The organism is Burkholderia sp. BCC1996 (assembly GCF_905339955.1).
Taxonomy (GTDB): Bacteria; Pseudomonadota; Gammaproteobacteria; order Burkholderiales; family Burkholderiaceae; genus Burkholderia.
This window is the reverse complement of the sequence record NZ_CAJPHM010000016.1, coordinates 117,799-133,536: the sequence shown is the minus strand read 5'-3', so window position 1 is coordinate 133,536 and position 15,738 is coordinate 117,799. Positions and strand designations below refer to the sequence as shown.

The 15,738-nt window shown below is 61.7% G+C and carries 17 protein-coding genes; all 17 read right to left on the bottom strand.

Translation table 11 applies throughout. The annotated features are described in order from the left end of the window. Window positions 1–41: 41 nt before the first annotated feature. Window positions 42–2,630, bottom strand: a complete 2,589-nt coding sequence (locus U4Z64_RS23290; protein WP_321821224.1) for a hypothetical protein — start codon at window positions 2,628–2,630, stop codon at window positions 42–44. 1 nt (window position 2,631) lies between these two features. Then, window positions 2,632–3,228 (bottom strand): putative phage tail protein, encoded by a 597-nt coding sequence (locus U4Z64_RS23285; RefSeq protein WP_321821223.1) that lies wholly within the window; start codon window positions 3,226–3,228, stop codon window positions 2,632–2,634. Continuing rightward, window positions 3,225–4,289, bottom strand: coding sequence for a baseplate J/gp47 family protein (locus U4Z64_RS23280; RefSeq protein ID WP_321821222.1), 1,065 nt, complete (start codon window positions 4,287–4,289; stop codon window positions 3,225–3,227). Before U4Z64_RS23280 ends, U4Z64_RS23285 begins: the two co-directional genes overlap by 4 nt. Then, on the bottom strand, window positions 4,289–4,639 hold the full coding sequence (locus U4Z64_RS23275) for a phage GP46 family protein (protein WP_321821221.1): 351 nt from the start codon (window positions 4,637–4,639) through the stop codon (window positions 4,289–4,291). Before U4Z64_RS23275 ends, U4Z64_RS23280 begins: the two co-directional genes overlap by 1 nt. A gap of 58 nt (window positions 4,640–4,697) precedes the next feature. Then, window positions 4,698–5,297 (bottom strand): phage baseplate assembly protein V, encoded by a 600-nt coding sequence (locus U4Z64_RS23270; RefSeq protein WP_321821220.1) that lies wholly within the window; start codon window positions 5,295–5,297, stop codon window positions 4,698–4,700. Beyond that, a complete protein-coding gene (locus tag U4Z64_RS23265) occupies window positions 5,294–6,421 on the bottom strand; it encodes a phage baseplate assembly protein (RefSeq protein ID WP_321821219.1) in 1,128 nt (375 codons plus the stop codon). The genes U4Z64_RS23270 and U4Z64_RS23265 overlap by 4 nt, the downstream gene beginning before the upstream one ends. Then, window positions 6,405–7,691 carry a DNA circularization protein gene (locus tag U4Z64_RS23260; protein WP_321821218.1) on the bottom strand — a complete coding sequence of 429 codons (1,287 nt, stop codon included), beginning with the start codon at window positions 7,689–7,691 and terminating at the stop codon, window positions 6,405–6,407. Before U4Z64_RS23260 ends, U4Z64_RS23265 begins: the two co-directional genes overlap by 17 nt. Window position 7,692: 1 nt before the next feature. Further along, the gene (locus U4Z64_RS23255) at window positions 7,693–9,939 is read right to left on the bottom strand and encodes a phage tail tape measure protein (protein ID WP_321821217.1); all 2,247 of its coding nucleotides are present in this window, start codon (window positions 9,937–9,939) and stop codon (window positions 7,693–7,695) included. 137 nt (window positions 9,940–10,076) lie between these two features. Next, window positions 10,077–10,472 carry a hypothetical protein gene (locus U4Z64_RS23250; protein ID WP_321821216.1) on the bottom strand — a complete coding sequence of 132 codons (396 nt, stop codon included), beginning with the start codon at window positions 10,470–10,472 and terminating at the stop codon, window positions 10,077–10,079. Next, window positions 10,469–10,846: a phage tail protein gene (locus U4Z64_RS23245; protein WP_321821215.1), complete on the bottom strand. Its 378-nt coding sequence runs from the start codon at window positions 10,844–10,846 to the stop codon at window positions 10,469–10,471. The genes U4Z64_RS23250 and U4Z64_RS23245 overlap by 4 nt, the downstream gene beginning before the upstream one ends. 36 nt (window positions 10,847–10,882) lie before the next feature. Continuing rightward, window positions 10,883–12,310 (bottom strand): phage tail sheath C-terminal domain-containing protein, encoded by a 1,428-nt coding sequence (locus tag U4Z64_RS23240; RefSeq protein WP_321821214.1) that lies wholly within the window; start codon window positions 12,308–12,310, stop codon window positions 10,883–10,885. A 2-nt stretch (window positions 12,311–12,312) separates the two neighbouring features. Further along, on the bottom strand, window positions 12,313–12,588 hold the full coding sequence (locus tag U4Z64_RS23235) for a hypothetical protein (RefSeq protein WP_321821213.1): 276 nt from the start codon (window positions 12,586–12,588) through the stop codon (window positions 12,313–12,315). Window positions 12,589–12,591: 3 nt separating this feature from the next. Continuing rightward, window positions 12,592–13,260, bottom strand: a complete 669-nt coding sequence (locus U4Z64_RS23230) for a DUF1834 family protein (protein WP_321821212.1) — start codon at window positions 13,258–13,260, stop codon at window positions 12,592–12,594. A 4-nt stretch (window positions 13,261–13,264) separates the two neighbouring features. After that, on the bottom strand, window positions 13,265–13,678 hold the full coding sequence (locus tag U4Z64_RS23225; RefSeq protein ID WP_321821211.1) for a DUF1320 domain-containing protein: 414 nt from the start codon (window positions 13,676–13,678) through the stop codon (window positions 13,265–13,267). Between the two features lie 6 nt (window positions 13,679–13,684). After that, on the bottom strand, window positions 13,685–14,236 hold the full coding sequence (locus U4Z64_RS23220; RefSeq protein WP_321821210.1) for a hypothetical protein: 552 nt from the start codon (window positions 14,234–14,236) through the stop codon (window positions 13,685–13,687). A 118-nt stretch (window positions 14,237–14,354) separates the two neighbouring features. Continuing rightward, on the bottom strand, window positions 14,355–15,248 hold the full coding sequence (locus U4Z64_RS23215) for a Mu-like prophage major head subunit gpT family protein (protein WP_321821209.1): 894 nt from the start codon (window positions 15,246–15,248) through the stop codon (window positions 14,355–14,357). A gap of 41 nt (window positions 15,249–15,289) precedes the next feature. Further along, entirely contained in the window at window positions 15,290–15,700 is a 411-nt protein-coding gene (locus tag U4Z64_RS23210; protein WP_321821208.1) for a hypothetical protein, read from the bottom strand. Window positions 15,701–15,738 lie beyond the last annotated feature (38 nt).

Here is a 15,738-nt window from a genome sequence, read left to right as displayed (position 1 = left end):
GTATACCCCATCGGTAACTTTGCTCGTTAGCTTCCGCGCAGTTACGCAGGACCGGTCGAGAATGAATTCATGAGAGGGTTCTGAATCGCGCGACACACAATGCCAGTCAGCACATTGTTGACGAGTCCCGCCACGCTCGACCCGGTTACTGCCGTCAGCTTTTGGTTATTGACGTACAGGTACACGTAGTTCCCGCGCACGCCCAGAATCACGTCCTGACCGACAGCGGGTCCAACTGCAGAACTCGTCCCAATCTGGCTCAAAGTCCCTGCAACACACGTGTAGATTTGAAACTGCGATGCGCTCCATCGCACGCCAATCCAATTGTTCGAGTCAACGGCGCATATCACGAGGAAGCTGCCTGCCGTCGCCGGGACGGCAGCAATCGTGCATCGGGCAAAGTGTGGGCCTTTCGATAATTGAGCTGGCGACGCATACAGAGTCTGGGTCGAGCCAAGGATAGCCAGAGCGTTGCTGCGAATGCCGGCCATATTTGCAGCGCCGCCGATGCGCGTCCAGCCGTTATTGCCGTCAAGGAACGCATCCGCACGCTGAAAGTTGTCCGCGAACAAGGTGGTCGGAACCGCTGTCGTACTGTTCGGCTCGTGCCCGGCAGCCTGCCATGCCGCGAGCGTCGGATAGGTCACGCCGTTGAATACGAAGTCGGCGCCAATCGGATAGACATTCCCATCACTGTCGGCCGAGTAGGTCGCAGGACCACCACTACCCGCAACGAAGACGTTCGTCGCCGGGAAACAAACTGCCGGTCCGAAGACACTGTTTTTGACAGTAATGTGCCCGCTCGCATAGTTGAGCAAGCGAACGTTCGAAGGGAAATTCGCCGCCTTAACCGTGATCCTGTCGCTGTCGACTGTCAGATTTCCGTTGCCCGACGTGTCCGTGCTTTGGTAAAAGCCGTTGGCAAGCAGCGACACCGTAATGGCGTTCCCTTTACTGACAAATGTCGCTGCGCCAGCCGATGCACAAATCTGATTAAGCAAGCCGCTACCGTACTGACACGTCGTCGTCGATCCGGCGTTGAGAATAGAACCGCTCAGGCATGAGTTCCAGAAACTCGGTCGGTCGATGAGACCATAGACCGCGCTCATCGTGGCGCAGGACTGAAGAGCATCGAATATCGGAAGCTCGTGAACGATCGATGCAAAGAGGTCGGTCGGCACGGCTCCGTGGTTATCCGGCCCAGTGACAAGTTGACCGTTCTTCGCACCGAAATAGCAACGCCTCGTTCTATACCAAGTCCCGACGATCGCCGGTGCGTTCACGACAAGCGTGTTCGCATAGCCTGGTGCCTCAATATCGTCTCGTCCACCAATGAAGACTGAGTCCTCTATGAGTGAGTTTGGCTGAATGTAGGCGCAATGACGCCCACCGTCGACGGCCTGCACGTAGCTCGCGTATCCGCGATTCCCATACAGAGACATCGAGCCGTCCTGGTGTGCCTGGCCGCGCTGGATGACACCATGCACCTCGCAATCAGTGCCGGTCAACGAAATGCAATACAGACGCCTTGAATACGTATATGCGTGCCCGTCCGCCGCCGGACTAACCCCGGTAGAGGTGTGTAAGTACAGCGTCGCAGAAGCACCAGTCCAACTCGAAACGTAATACGAACCCGGCGTCGTTTCTACCGACGCTTGCGTCGTTACCTGTTTCATCGGCACGTCGTCGACGAAGACGTTGCCCATTGCCTTTACGTTGTTCGGCAATGCGATCGTCGCTTGGTATGTGTAGGTCTTCCCGCTGGCGAGCGCCCATCCGCCGCTTACAGGCGCCGTTGCGTCGACGATCGGCAGATCGCCGACACCATATGCTCCGACGACGATATGCGTCCCGGTCATGACGAGCTGATCGTAGATCTTGCTTCCGCATACGATGCCAATTCGTAGCCCGTTGATCGGACCTGCGATAGATGCAAAATTTGCAAAGCCAGCCCATGCTCTCAGGCGTGATTTTCCATCGTTCGCGTCGCTACCGAGGATCGGATCGACGTAGTAGTCGTATTGCGCTGATGCAAAGACGTTCGAAAGACGACCTGCCAATGAACTCAGCGCACTGACCGATCCCGACGCAGGATACGTACCGATCAACACGGACGAGGCCGCGCTCATTCTTCGGTATTCATACGCTGCGATGATTGCACCGTCGCCTTGGACCTTGAATGCCTGACCGTCAGCGACTGCTGCTCGGCCGGTAGGTTCGTCAGCGAAGACACCCGCCTGAATCAACGCAGCATCGCGTGCCGCCTGCGCAGCCGTGGACGCCTGTGACGAAGCCTGCGCTGCGGCTACCGCCTGGACTGCATTCAAGCTCGATGCCTGCTCGGCCTGCTGTGCCAAGATCCGCGCCGCGTCGGCAGCGTCCGCGTTGTCACCCGCTGACTGTTGGGCCTGCTGCGCCCCAATCTTGGCATCTTCTGCAGCAGCAGCACTGGCCTTCGCTTCTTCCGTAACCGGAGCCAATTCGGCAGCTATCGGTGCCACGTATTCAGCAAGTACCTGCGGCGTGCCGGCAAGCGTCTTCCCATCGGCCACGACAGGGAATAGCTCGTCTCCGTTAAATTCCGTGACGCGCAGCTTTTCCGAAAGCTTCGTAGTTGCAGTTTCCGCCATGTCAGCTCATATCCAAATAGTCACCGTCTTCCGACAGCAGAAACCCGTCACCTTCCTCGAACATGAACAGGTTCGGGCTGCCGCCGTATTTGAAGATCAACACAATGTGCGCCATCGCGATCCGTCTCATCGTGGATTCAAGTAGCGCGGTTCCGAGCGGGTTCTCGTTCTCCGCTGCATTGATCTGCAGCGCGAATATCCAGTCGTCGCCGTAAAGCGGCTGCTCAACGGGACTCTCGACCTGGAACGGATGGAACTCAGTGAACGTGATGCTGTATCCGAGAGCGAGCGCCACCCATACCATCGAATCGCGGGAAAACTCACCCGTCTCATTGATGCGTTGAATGACCGAAGCGAGACGCAGCGCGACAGACTGATTGGAGCCGAGTGCAGGATCGGGCAGCGCATATACTCGCTCCCATGCTGGCAGCATGGAGAGGTCACCATCGGGCGTGAGCGCGTCAAGCGTTGCGAGCACGTCGGCCTGAGCTTGATCGAGTGTCTTGCCTTCAGCGGCAAGTTCGGCCGCGAGGCGCGGCGCACTCGGGTCATAGCTCGAGGGCGGCAACAGCAGCGCGAGCAACTCCGCATGCGTCATGCCATATCCTCGATCGAAATCGAACCCATACGCGCCCACTGCACGACAGACGAACTCACGATCGTTGGCACATTCGCGGCTGGCGACACAAACAGCCGATCGACGACGCCCGTGGTGTCGGAAACGATCCCCTCCAATTTCGACTTGACCACCGTCGCGCCTGGAATCAATGCGCTGTAATAGCTCGCGAACTGCGTCGTCAGCAGCTCGACCAGGGCATCCCCTTCGATGCCGCTCAATTTGGCCTGAATCACATGATCGACCACGACAAGCTCTGGGCCGAATACGCTGATACCGCGAGCCGCTCCCGGCCGATTCAAATCGATATTGAGCTTCACCGCGTCGATCTCGGCCTGGCTCGGCAGCGCGTTTCCGCTGACGACCGCGATGTCGATGTGGCCGACCGCGGTGCGGTGCGGGAACACAAACGCATCGGTAATGCCAGGCACCTCGAGCGCCCAGCGCCGATAGTCGGACACCTTCCCAGACCCGGGCGGATTGCGTAGTCGATCGAGCAGGCGCGCGAGCAGCTGATCGTACGTCTCGATCTCCAAGCCGCCCGTCATCGTGAGCATCGTGGCCTGGCTCTGCATGCCGGGCGGCACCGACATCAGCTGAACGGCTACTGAGTCCGTGATGTTGCTTGCGGAGCCCGTTGCATCGGCGGCCACCGTCACGATCGCCGTTCCATCGGCACCAAGTGTCCCGGCCGACGTCGTCGTATAGCTCAATGCGCCGACGTTGTATCGGAGGCCAGACGGAACTGGCGTCGTGGCCACGCCGAACACCTTCAATGTGCCGCTTGCCGAAACAGCCGGCTTTAACGACATGCGGTAGAGCGCGGCGTGGCGCAACAGAAATTCCGGATCCGACGTGTCCGGAAAAATCTGTTTGGTCTGCCATTGCCCGTAGGCATACAGTCCCTCGACGGCACTGCCGACACCGCTTGCGCGCACGTAGTGGTCGGAGTCGGAACCCGTGTCGGCGTCAGGCAGGAGGTTCTTGATTTCGCGCAGCTGGTCGGCGCGAATCTCGTCGAGCGTCTTGATCGTCGGGGGCATCAGGACACCTTCACCGGATGTTTGAAATGCTGCGTATCGCCCGTCGCGTCGGTGACCTCAATCAGCAAGGCCATCCAGCCAGGCTGAGAGTCCACGGCACTGACCGCAATCGCGGTCGCGCGACGGTCGTCTAGGAGCGGCTGCAGCGCCTGCTCGGCGTACTGGATGGCGAGGCCACGCACGCGCGGCGTGTCCTTCTCGCGTTGGAGTTCGTGCAGGCGCGATCCCAGATCGGGATCGGCCCAGTACGAACCGAGTGGCGTCTGAAGACGCAGATACACGGCGTTCGCGAGCGATTGCGTTCGCGTGCCGGCGTAGTCTGCGGTGGTCGGATTGAGAAGCGCGTCCATGCGTCGATTGTGGCGAGCGTGGACGCTGGAAACGCGTGGTTTGCTGTCCCTGGGACGGCTAGATTGGCTCGTCCGTTATGCCGTCGTCGTACGGGTGCTTGTGATGGACAAGGCTCTTTCCGCCGGCCTCTACGTCCTGCGTGACCCTCATGCTGCCGTCGACCTCGACACCGTCACCGCCCGATACAGCCATGCCGCCCTGGCCAGTGATCTGCTCCTTGACGTTGAGGCGCTTCGTCATGTTGACGGTGGGAGTGTCGATGTTCACCTCCGTGGCCGCCTTGATGTTGAGCGTCTCGGTTGTGATGTCGATGACACGACCGTTGCGCATCACGATCGAATCACCCTCGGCCGTATATATCGCCGTCTCCCCCGTCTTTAAACTCTGGATTCGAGTCCCATGTTCGGTGGCCACGATCACCCCGTGGCTCGTTTTGCCGCCTAGCGGAATGACAACTGCCATTGATCCGGCCGGCGGGTTGGAAGTGAATCCGTAGTGCTGGAACAGTTCAAGGTCCGGCGTGGTCTCGCCGGAAAGCCCGTCGACCTGGGCGAGCTGCACGGGCGTGTCGCTCGCACAAAGCGAGATCACGGCCCGGTACGCCTGGCGCACGCCCGAGAGCGCGCGATCGATCTGTTTCTGGACCTGGCGAATCATTGCTTCGACTCCGATGTGTTGCCGCTCGCGTCGGTCGTAATGATCGACAGCGGGCCGCTTTCCTTGTGCCGGTGCTTCCGCTTCGTGTGCGGGTGAGCGTCGAGCACCCACACACCGTCCTCCTTGAGCGTGAGTGTCGTTCGAGAGCCGACATCGCGACCGCCCTCGAACCTGCGACCCATCAGGAAGTAGACGGCGTCGACACCGTATTCCTCCCATACGATATGTACGCGCTGACCAGGCTTCCAAAGCGTCCCGCCGGCCGTTCGATGCCCCTTGACCTCGGCTTTCAACGTATGCGCGTGGAGCCGCGAATCGGAGATGATCTTGCGCGCGCGTGCGGTGACGGCATCGAGGTTCGGTGCGTCATGGTCGACGTAGACCTTCGGTCGGTAGACCGTTACCTGCGTGTCTTTGACGGTAGCCTTCAGCGCATTCTTGCCGCGCTCGGCACGGCTGCCATGCGATTGCGCCAACACTGTGACTTCCGAATAACGCTCGGCGATTGACTCTTCTTCGTCGAACCACACAACGTTGTTGCCGACGCCGTCGTTGCGCATGATCAGTTTCGCGACCGGCGCGGCGTTGTAGTCCGGGCCGCCGATGACGAGCGTGCCGTCCGGGTCGAACCATGGCCACAATCCTTCGCCCTCGGCTGCATGAACCAGCGCATCCCATGCTGTATCACCCGGATCGACGGACACCTTGTCCCACGCAGGAATCTCTTTCTCGGTGTCGATCCGGATCTTGGTAATGCCGAGCGGCCGCACGATGTTCGCGACAACGTCATGCAGGGTGACTTGCTTCGCGGTAAAGATGGGTGCGGAGCAGTCTCGAAGGATCGCAGCCAAATCACGGCCGTGGATCGACAGCGATTTCTGCGACTTGCTCGTTCGGCGACGGCGGCCGTCGACGTAACCGACGAGGACGGTCTCGGAACCCACCTTGACCTGGACCGGCGCACCGGCCGCGATCGAGGCTGGCATCGGGCCATTCGGTTTGGCCAGGCGAACTTCCCACGCGTCGGCCGGCGTGAGCAGGTCAGAATCGATGTTGTAAGCCGTCCAGTTGCTATGGACACGGCCACCGATCAGGACCGATACGGTGTCATCTTGCGTAGCCACGCAGCACGTCCCCACGGTAGATGAAATTGGGATTGCGGATACCCGGATTGAGCCGCATCAGCTCGCTCGAACGCGAGGAGTCTCCGTACCACCGGAAAGCGATCAGCGTCAGGTTGGACGGCGTGTCGATCGTTCGGGACACGATCGGCGGCAACTGGTCGATCACGTCGATCGCCAGCTCTTGCACGGCGAGCGCCGTATCCTTCATCGGCTCGACGACGGGGCGATAGTCGACGAGAGTCATCGACTCCCGCGCATCGTCGATCGCGGCCTGCAGACGCGTGCGCGCGTCGTTCGATATCGACTCGACGTCGTCGGGCGTCAGTGTCGGCTTGTCCAGCTCGTTCGCCATCACGTCCGACGCGACGCCGGCCAGCGTCGTGGCGACGACAGCGCTGACCAGTGTGGCGACCATCGCGACGTCTGCGGGATCAGCATCGCGAGATCGCGAGGCAGCGGCGGTCGACGAGCTGGTCGTTGCCGATGCCGGCGTGCCAGGAATCGTCACCGTGTCGCCAGCCGCGGCCGATGCCGGAAGCTTGACGATGGTATCCATCTGCGACAGCAGGCCACCCCAATCGGACATGACCAGCCCGGCGTCGAACGCGCGGAAGTCTGTGACGCCGCTGACCAGGCCAATCAGGTCGCTCGCAAACGCGCGCGGGAAGTCAACGTAATCCAGCGCCGTCGACCGGAAGCCAGTCACGAGATTACGGATCGGCCCGAGCGTGTCGGACATCAGGTCGCGCAGCGCGTTGAGACGCCGCAGACCAGCCTTCGCCGACTTCAGCGCGGCCATCGCTGTAGCGAACGCGCTCACGCTGCTGCTCTGCGCTGTCTGGGCCACCTGGGCAGTTGCGTCGGCACGCTGCGACGCGAGGACGCCCGTGAAGAACGGATTGCCTGGATTCGCCTTCGCGAAGCGCAGCTCGACCTGGCACGCGTCGACGTCGTCGGCCGTATGCGAAACGTGACCACCGAGAAATTGCATGCTCGGCATGCTGCCGAACACGGGATGCACCAGCTCGCCTGGCCCCGGCTGCGAGATCGCGTTTAAAAACTTCTTCAGCCGTTCTTCGTAGTCGTCGCCGAAGAAAATCGCCGTGAGCGACGTTTCGCGGGCTTTTTGTCCCAAGTCGACGATGTCTTCGCCGTCGACGTAGGGATACGCGTAGCGCGCGACCTCGCGCTCGATCGGATCGTCGGTGCGCTGCACGTCGAACACGACGCCCCGGAACGATGCATCCTGCAGGGTATCTTTCCACGCCATGTCAGTTCCTCAACGCGGCCTTCTGACCAGCAACCGTGACGAACTCATAGAGCTGATGGCCATCAATGTTCAATGCGATGTGGTTCTCGATGACCGGCGGCTTCTCGTCTTTCTTCTGTGCGTAGATCGCGTCGCCGATCATCTTGCCGAGGCGTTCGCCCAGGTCATGACCGAAGTAGCCGGCGACAGCGCCGACGCCGGCACCGATGACATTGCCGAAGCCAGGCACGACAGATCCGGCCGCTGCGCCTGCCATCAGGCCCGCGCCCATGCCGGCGAGACCGCCGACTGCGCCACCGGCCGCGCCGAAGTAGCCGGCCTTTTTCTGGTCCGGCGTCAGCGACGCGTCGTTCGAGATCGAGTACGCCTCGAATCCGCTGGCGCCGAGCTGGATCGCGGCGCCGATTGGGCCGAGTGTCTTAGCCATTCCGGACATGCGCGCGCCGAACGACGCAGCACCAGCCGCACCAGCGCCTATAGCACCCTCGACGCCTGCACCGGCCGCAGCGCCACCGGCCACGCCAGCACCACCGCGTATCACGGCGAGGAAGGCGAACGGCGTGAGTGCCGCAGTCAACGTCCGGAGACCGATCGTCGTGGCTTCGATTGCGGCCGTCAGACCCGGATATTTCGAAGCGTAGTCGGTGAGCGCTGACGCCGCTTTTCCGACCTTATCGTTGAACGACGACATGGCATCGATGCGGCCGAAGAACAGTTCATTGTCCGCTTGCTCAACCTTGAACGACGGCGTGTCGCGGATATTCCCGAAGCTCGGATCGACAGCAGACTGCTCGTTGAATACCTGAGCCGAGACCTGTTTTCGATAGTCGGCCTGCCCCATATAACCGACGAGGGCACCGAGCGCTTGGCGATCGTGGATCAGCTTTCCGATCGAAGTGCCTTCCAGTAGGTTAGCCTGACTTTCGAGGATCGCCTTACGCTCACCCTCGGGGGCATTCCTGAGTTGCGCTTGATTGCGCTGGTAGCGCTTGTCGTGAGACATCACACGCTGGACGATACCGACAAAGGCGTCGATCGCGTTGACGCCCTTGGCTCGGGACGATGCGAGACTTCCCGTCAGGTCGATGCCGAGCGTCTTCGCCTTGTGCTGAGTGTCCTGCGAATTCAGCTTCTCGAGCAGGTTGACGAGGTTGTTCCCGGCCTCATCTCGAGTACCCGCCGTGATAACGGACGCCTGGTTGGCCACAACGAGTTGCCCGAAGTCCTTCAGACCGGACATACCGACTTGTTTCGCAAGCGCCATTTGCTGCGGCAGCCACTTCGACATATCGCGCAGTTCGAAGCCGCCGGCCTGACCTCCCTTGAGCGCCATGTCGAGCGCACGCGGGATCTCAGCTTCCTTGATGCCGAAGTTCTGCATCGCACGGATTGCGATATTGCCCAGCTCGTTCGGATTCGCACCTGTGGCCGTCGCGAATTTTTGCAGCGTCGGGAGCAACTGCATTGCCGTCTTGTCGCTGACGGCACCCGAGGCGAGCAGGTTGTCGAGCGTGTCGGCGGCCTGGTCAGGCGAACCACCGCCCTGGCGAACAGCGGAACGAATAGCCGTATCCAGTTCCTTCGCACCGCGACGTCGACCAGGGATATCACGATCGGAGAACGCGGTGTTCGCCATCATCGCCAGGCGGCGATCGTAGGCCATCGTTTCATTGACGGCGGGCGCGACGACCATCGCTCCGGCCGCTGCGCCCGCGACGGCCGCGCCAGCCTTCCACGCCATGCCGATCCCGCGTCCCGTGCGAGCGAGCGCGCTTTCCTGTTGCTGGACGCCATTCAACTCGCGACGCAGCTCGGCGACGCGACCACTCAGCGCTGCGAACGCGCGCGCCTGTTCGTTGGTCGACGCGAAGCCGGCGCGCGCGAGACGGTTGTACGCTGCGACCGTTTGGTCGATCTCGCGCCGGATCGTGTGCTCCGATCGCACATCAATTGCCAGACGAGCTGCTGCAAGGCGTTGCGAGGACGTGAGGATGTTCCGATCGGCGCGCACGGCAGCGGCCTCTGTCTGCTGAATGTTGCGCTGGACAGCCTGCTCGGAACGTGCGGATTGCGTCATCCGCACGTCGTACAGCATCCGGCTCGACGAGACCGCGACGCGAGACATATCCGTATATGCCTGGGCGGTTTGTTTAACGCCGCGCTGGACGTTTCGCTCGGCCTGCTGAGACGGTGCGGAGACCTGGTCCCGCATCCGTACTGTCATGCCAATTTCGAGATCGCGGGACATAGCTCAGGTCTTTAGTTTTGGACGCTTGCGGCGCAAGCTCGTGATGGTCCGGGCTTCAGTGTGCTGATCGCCACGCTTCGGCCGCTTGCCGCGAAGCGTGGCGATCGCGTCGAGGTATCCCTCCAACTCGACGTCGCTCAGTTGCCGGAATCGCTCGTCGCTGACGCCGTGCTGGCCGAGGATGACGGCGGCAAGTCGGAGGGGACGTAGCCGGGTTTCAGCTCCTTTCGCTTTTTTTTGAGCCGTTCCTGCGCCGCGAACAACATGTCGTAATCGCTGTCGACGGCCGTGTCGATCAGCTCGACCGTGATGGCTTCGGCCGGGATCGTTCCGAGCGACACGATGCTGCGCGCCAGCACCGCAGCGTTCACGCGCATGTTGCAGACGCCACCACCGATGATGGTCGGTTCCTCGTATGCGGCGATGTTGTCCGCAACCGTGGCGAGGCGCAGCTCGAAGTCGTAGTGCAGCTTGCCGCTGTCGACCGGATATTCGATGCCGTATTCCAGCGAACCCTTTTCCGTCAGTTTCATTCTTCCACCCGTCGAATCGAGAAGATCGTCAAATCGCGACGCGCTTCGTTGTCCACCGAATACTGATCACCCATTTCCTGCGTGACGCAGTCCTGATAGGTCACGCGCTTGCCACCCGGCGACGCCGGGAACAAGGTCAGCTTGCCGCCTTCCATGTTCCACCAGTCGATCTCGTCGCCCGAGAGGGGAATCACGACCGTGATCTTCAGATCGTGAGACTCGACGCCGCGCGCGAATCCCTTCGCGCGGCCGGTGCGGTTCATGGTCCGAACCGGCTTCTTTCCCGTCGACGATGTCGGGCTGACCGACACCACCTCGGCTTCCTTGCCGTCGACTTCGAGCACGATCGCGCCGACGTATTCTTCAAGTGCCATTTTTTTCTCCTGTTGTTGCGAACGGGACGTGTCCCGTTAGCTGAGAATCAGATCGATCTCGGCCGCTAACACGTGAAGCCCCGGAACGACCGGCGCCGGCAATTTGCCGTTCAACTGGCCGATGCTTTGTTCATCCTCCTCGAAGATGAACGAGTTCTTCCACACGTCGATATCCTTCAGGATCTCCAGATCTTCCAGCTTGTATGCGACGTCCAGCATCTCGCTACGCACCCGGTCCGGAGTACGCGGTGCCAGTTTCGAACGCGGGAAGCGCAGTGCGAAGCGCTCTCGCCATGCCTTGCGCGAGTAGTCCAGGGAACGGATCGTCGTGATGTCGAGCAGCGACGGATCGTTCACGCCCTGCGGGTTGACCAAGTACGAGCTGATCGCGCGCTTGATCTGCACGGAGTTGTTGTCCGGCCCGACTTCGAGCGGCGTGAGACCCTCGTGCAACGCCTTTTCCTTCTCGCCACGGCTCGCGCGCTTGTCGACGGGCACGATATCGAGACCCTCAATCGGAAGCGTATTGAACGGGCGTGCCGGGTCCGGCTCGCTGCCAAGCACGGCGGCATAGCCGGCCGCGACTTCGGCCACGTGGCTCACCGAGTTCGGATACCAGCCGATCGTGATGCGACCATTGTTGATCGAACCGGCAAGCGTTGCGCCTGCCGAAATCGTTCCGACAAACCCGGCGGCCACGACGCACGGCCGCATTTCCATCGCGCCCGAGATCGAGTTGGCGAAGGTGCGAATTTTCGTCAGCGCGTCGAGCTGCGACCAGCACGCCGCGACGAGTGTGTAGCTCGAGGCGAATACGGCATCCAGCGCCGGCTGCGGATCGGGATCATTCAGACCACCAGCCATCGCGGCGATCGCGGCCGTGATGCCGGGAGCCTGATTGAGCTGCGACAATACGATGCCGTTTCCGGTGACGCCTTTGTTCTTGGCGGTAATGGTCACGACGGCAGCGGCGGCAGCGCCCGAGACATGAAGCGACGGCGTTTGCGCGATCGCAGTGACCATCGCGGCCGCGACGTCGGCGGCGGTATCGCCCGTGTTCACGGCAATATTGATTCGTTGCCGCCCGACATAGAGCGCAAACGCGCCGTCCTGCGTCGCCGTCCCGGCTAACGTTACCGTGCCGTGCGCAGCGACACCGGCAGCGTCGTCGTCGACAGCGATCGCGGTAATCGACAGGTATTGATTTGCCTTGATTGCAGCGCGCACGGCAATATCGATGAGCGATCCCTCGCCGAAATAGAGGGCGGACTGATCGCTCGAATAGATATCGGTCGGCACGAGTGCCGGCACGGTTCCCGCAGCGGTCCGCTGTCCGACGATTAACAAACTCTGATCGTTGGTCGGCAGCGAACGAAGCGCGAGCGTCGTGTTGTACTCGATGTACTGACCCGGCGAGCGGATGCCCGAGGGAATCGTGCTGAAACTCACACTTTTGCTTGCCATTGTCACACTCCCTTCGCGGCGTTTTTGACACCAGCATCGTCCGGGCTGGCTTCTTTTGCCGCGTTCGTCTCGGCGGCTTCCGGTTGGGCCGGTGCCGGAGCCGGCCCGGCTTTTTCAGCGGCGGCAATGATCTTCGGATCGTCGATCAGATCGCCTTCGGCGATGCGGCGGCGGTAATACACCGTGTTCGGAACATCGACGACTGCCGAGTCGGTGACGTAACGGCGCATTCCGCTTTCCATCGGGACACGCAGCCCCTTTCTCGCAATAACCTTCATGAATCACTCCTGTGGTGGTTTCTGCACCCAGTCCTGGGCGTCCGGTTGAGTCGACTCACCGGGCTTCAGGAAATAGCTGAACAACGTTGCCTTCCAGTCCGGCGTGGGCGGGTCGATCTGGCCACCGTAGTCCTGGAACACCTGCCCGAGCGGTCCATCGGACGCGCCCTGGGGAAATGCGCCGACGAACAGCGTGTCTTCGATCCACGCCGTTCTAAATTCGAGTGCGTAGACAGACATCGCATCGTTACGGACCTTCGTGTTGAACAACGTCCGAATTGCGCCGGGTTGCAGGTGCGCGATCGGCAATCCCATGTCTTGCTGGTTCAGCAGGTGCCGCACGCACGAGATCAGCAGGTTCGTGCCGACCTCGGATTGCGCTGGGCCACCGTGACGACTCGTTTCCTCATTCCGTATGCTGCGCGCGCCGACCATGACAACGAATAGCGCCGAGGCTTTCCACTTCGAACGGCTGGCGCTGTATGGTTCGGTGCGGGGGACGCCCCCAAACGTCACCCAGGCGGCCGGAAATCTACGCACGACGGTGTCCAGCTCCTCATCGTCAAACTCGCCGCCGTAGGTCTTCACTTCGGTGACCATCTTGCCGAGACCGCGCTTCAGGCGATCGACGATGGCGAGTTCCACAGCAGTAACGATCGGGACGTATGGCATGGCGTTATCGGTTCTCTCGGTTGAACACGCGGGTGCCGGTCACGAACTGGACCGAGTTGTCGGGCTGCGTGACCGAACCCGTCGTCGTCGAACCAAGCGTGACATCACCCGATGCGACGAGCTTCAGGAAGGCAATCGCGGCCTTGTAACGCTTGTCGATTTCTTCCGTCATGACCGTTTCGCCACCACACAGGCGATAGCGTGCGATGTCGCAGCAAATGCCCGCGAGCATCTTCGGTTGCGGGTCGAGCGGCAGGGCGTACCGGCCGGCCAGATACGTATCGATCTCGGCGGATGCCTCATCCAGCGCATCGGCCAGCACGGTCGAATCCACTTCACCCGTTTGCTCGCGATCGGACAGCGCGATCACCTCGCGCTGTCCGAACCGCTTCGTCATGAATTCGACGGTGGCGTACATACCGGATTAGCTCCGCCCCTTGCCCGACGTCGACGCGGCCTTGCCCGATGCTGCTGCCTGCGCGATCTCGAATGCCTGCTCGCGGGCGATCAGGTCGTTTTCGCGCGTGACCAGGCTGGCGACCGACTCGTCGAGTTCGGCGGTGCGGCGCTTCAGGTCCGCTTCGGCCGCTTCGAACTCGTTTTCGGCAGCCTTCAGCTCGGCCTCGCGCGACTTGATCGACGCTTCGCGCTGATTCAGCTCCGCTTCGATGTCGGCGAGCGCCAGAGCGCGCTTCGCGTCGTCTTCGCTCACGTCGAGCGTCAGCGCGTCGGCATGGGTTAGTGCGGCCGTCACGTGCGCGGCTTGGCGATGCGGGAGCGCCGCCGCTTCTTCTTCGCTGAGTCGGATCGCCGTGTCGACCACGACCAGGGACTTGTCGGCGACGATCGCGGCGTGTGCGTCCGGATGAAGCGCTGCCAGCGCGATCGTTTTCGGCACAAGCCCGAACACATGCCCAGCGCGGCGAAACCCTTCCTTCGCCGACGCCACCTTGATCGCCGGATGTTTGTTGCTCATGAACCTCTCCTGTGAATTCGAACCCAACCGGAGCCCACCATCGCGCCGCAGCTCCGGGACGGTCTTCCTCCGCGCTTATCGGCGTCGCGCGGCAGTCTCTCGCGGGGGTGTTATCCCGTTACGCCAGCCAGGGCGTCGTCAACAGATCGGCCGAACCCTTCCAGACGTTGGTCGCGCCGTAGTTGTTCGCGTCGGCGTGGAGGATCTTCCGGCCGATGCCTTCGTACATCGGCGGCACGACCAGGAGCGACGGGCGGATGCCGAGCGGGCGGCCGTTGTCGCCCTTCATGCCGGTCATTGCTTCACGCGCAGCTTGATAGCTGTCCTCGTTCAGCTCGGCATTCGAGGCGTATGCGAGCTGCCAGAGCGCGAATCCGACGTTGCACCGTGCGTCGACGCCGTAGCGGTACGTCTTCGCGGAGAACACGACTTCGTCGGTTTCCTGGTCCATCGGAACGAACGTGTACGGCTTGCGCTGCTGCAGGATGATCGGCTTGACGACACGCGTCATGTCGAGCAGATACCACGTCGGGCCGCCGCCGGCCTGGAAGTTCGAGACCGAGCCGACCGTGCCGTCTGCCTGCAGCACCGGGTGATCGGTGTCGAAGAAGTACTGGCCGTCGTAGCAGGTCTTCGTCGTGCCTTGCTTGAGCAGACCGAACACCAGTTCGTCGGGATGCTGCTTCGCGTCCAGCCCCATCTGCGCGATCACCGGCTTGTAGACGCCATAGGTGTCGTCTTCGATCGACTCACGATTGACGCCGACGGTGTTCTCGAACGGTTTGTTCTTGATCGAGAAATCGTGCGTGGTCAGGTTCTGGATCACGCGATCGCCGATCCATTCGCGAAAACGCGTCGTCTGGCCGAGCCACGGATAGACTTCCTGCGACGTGGTCGACGGCACGGGCATGGCGACCTTGTTCCAGTCGGACGGTGCGCCATCGAAGGCTTGTTGGAATACGGTGTTGTATCCCGTGAACATAGCGCGCAGGTTGGCGCGATTGATTTCCATGTGCGTTCCTTATGGTAGTCAGGGTGGTACAGCAGGCCGCGTTAGAACGCGACCCAGACGCCGACCTGATCGATGTCGACGACGGTGCCGGCGACCGAGCGCGTACCGCCGCCGTCCGTTTTCGCGACGGTCTGATCGTCGACGATGTACGCGGGTGAGCCGACATCCTTCAGCGTGAGCTGGTCTGCGCCGGCCGAATTCGCGACGCGCCACTGGCCACGCTTGATCACCACGTTCGCCGCACCGTTCGCGCCGGCCGTGTTGTCGACCTGCTCCTGGACGATGCCGGCGCCCTTGAGCGTGGTCGACGCCGCACCCTTGGTCGCGAAGCCGGTTGCCGTGTCGATCGCGGCGATCGCACCGGTGAAGAACAACACGCCACCCTTGGCCGGGTACCCGAATAGCAGGCCGGCCCGGGCGACGGTGTCGCGGTCGGCGGTCAATGCAGTCATGTGAATCTCCTGGTGGAAGTGAAAGAAAACGCCGGGCC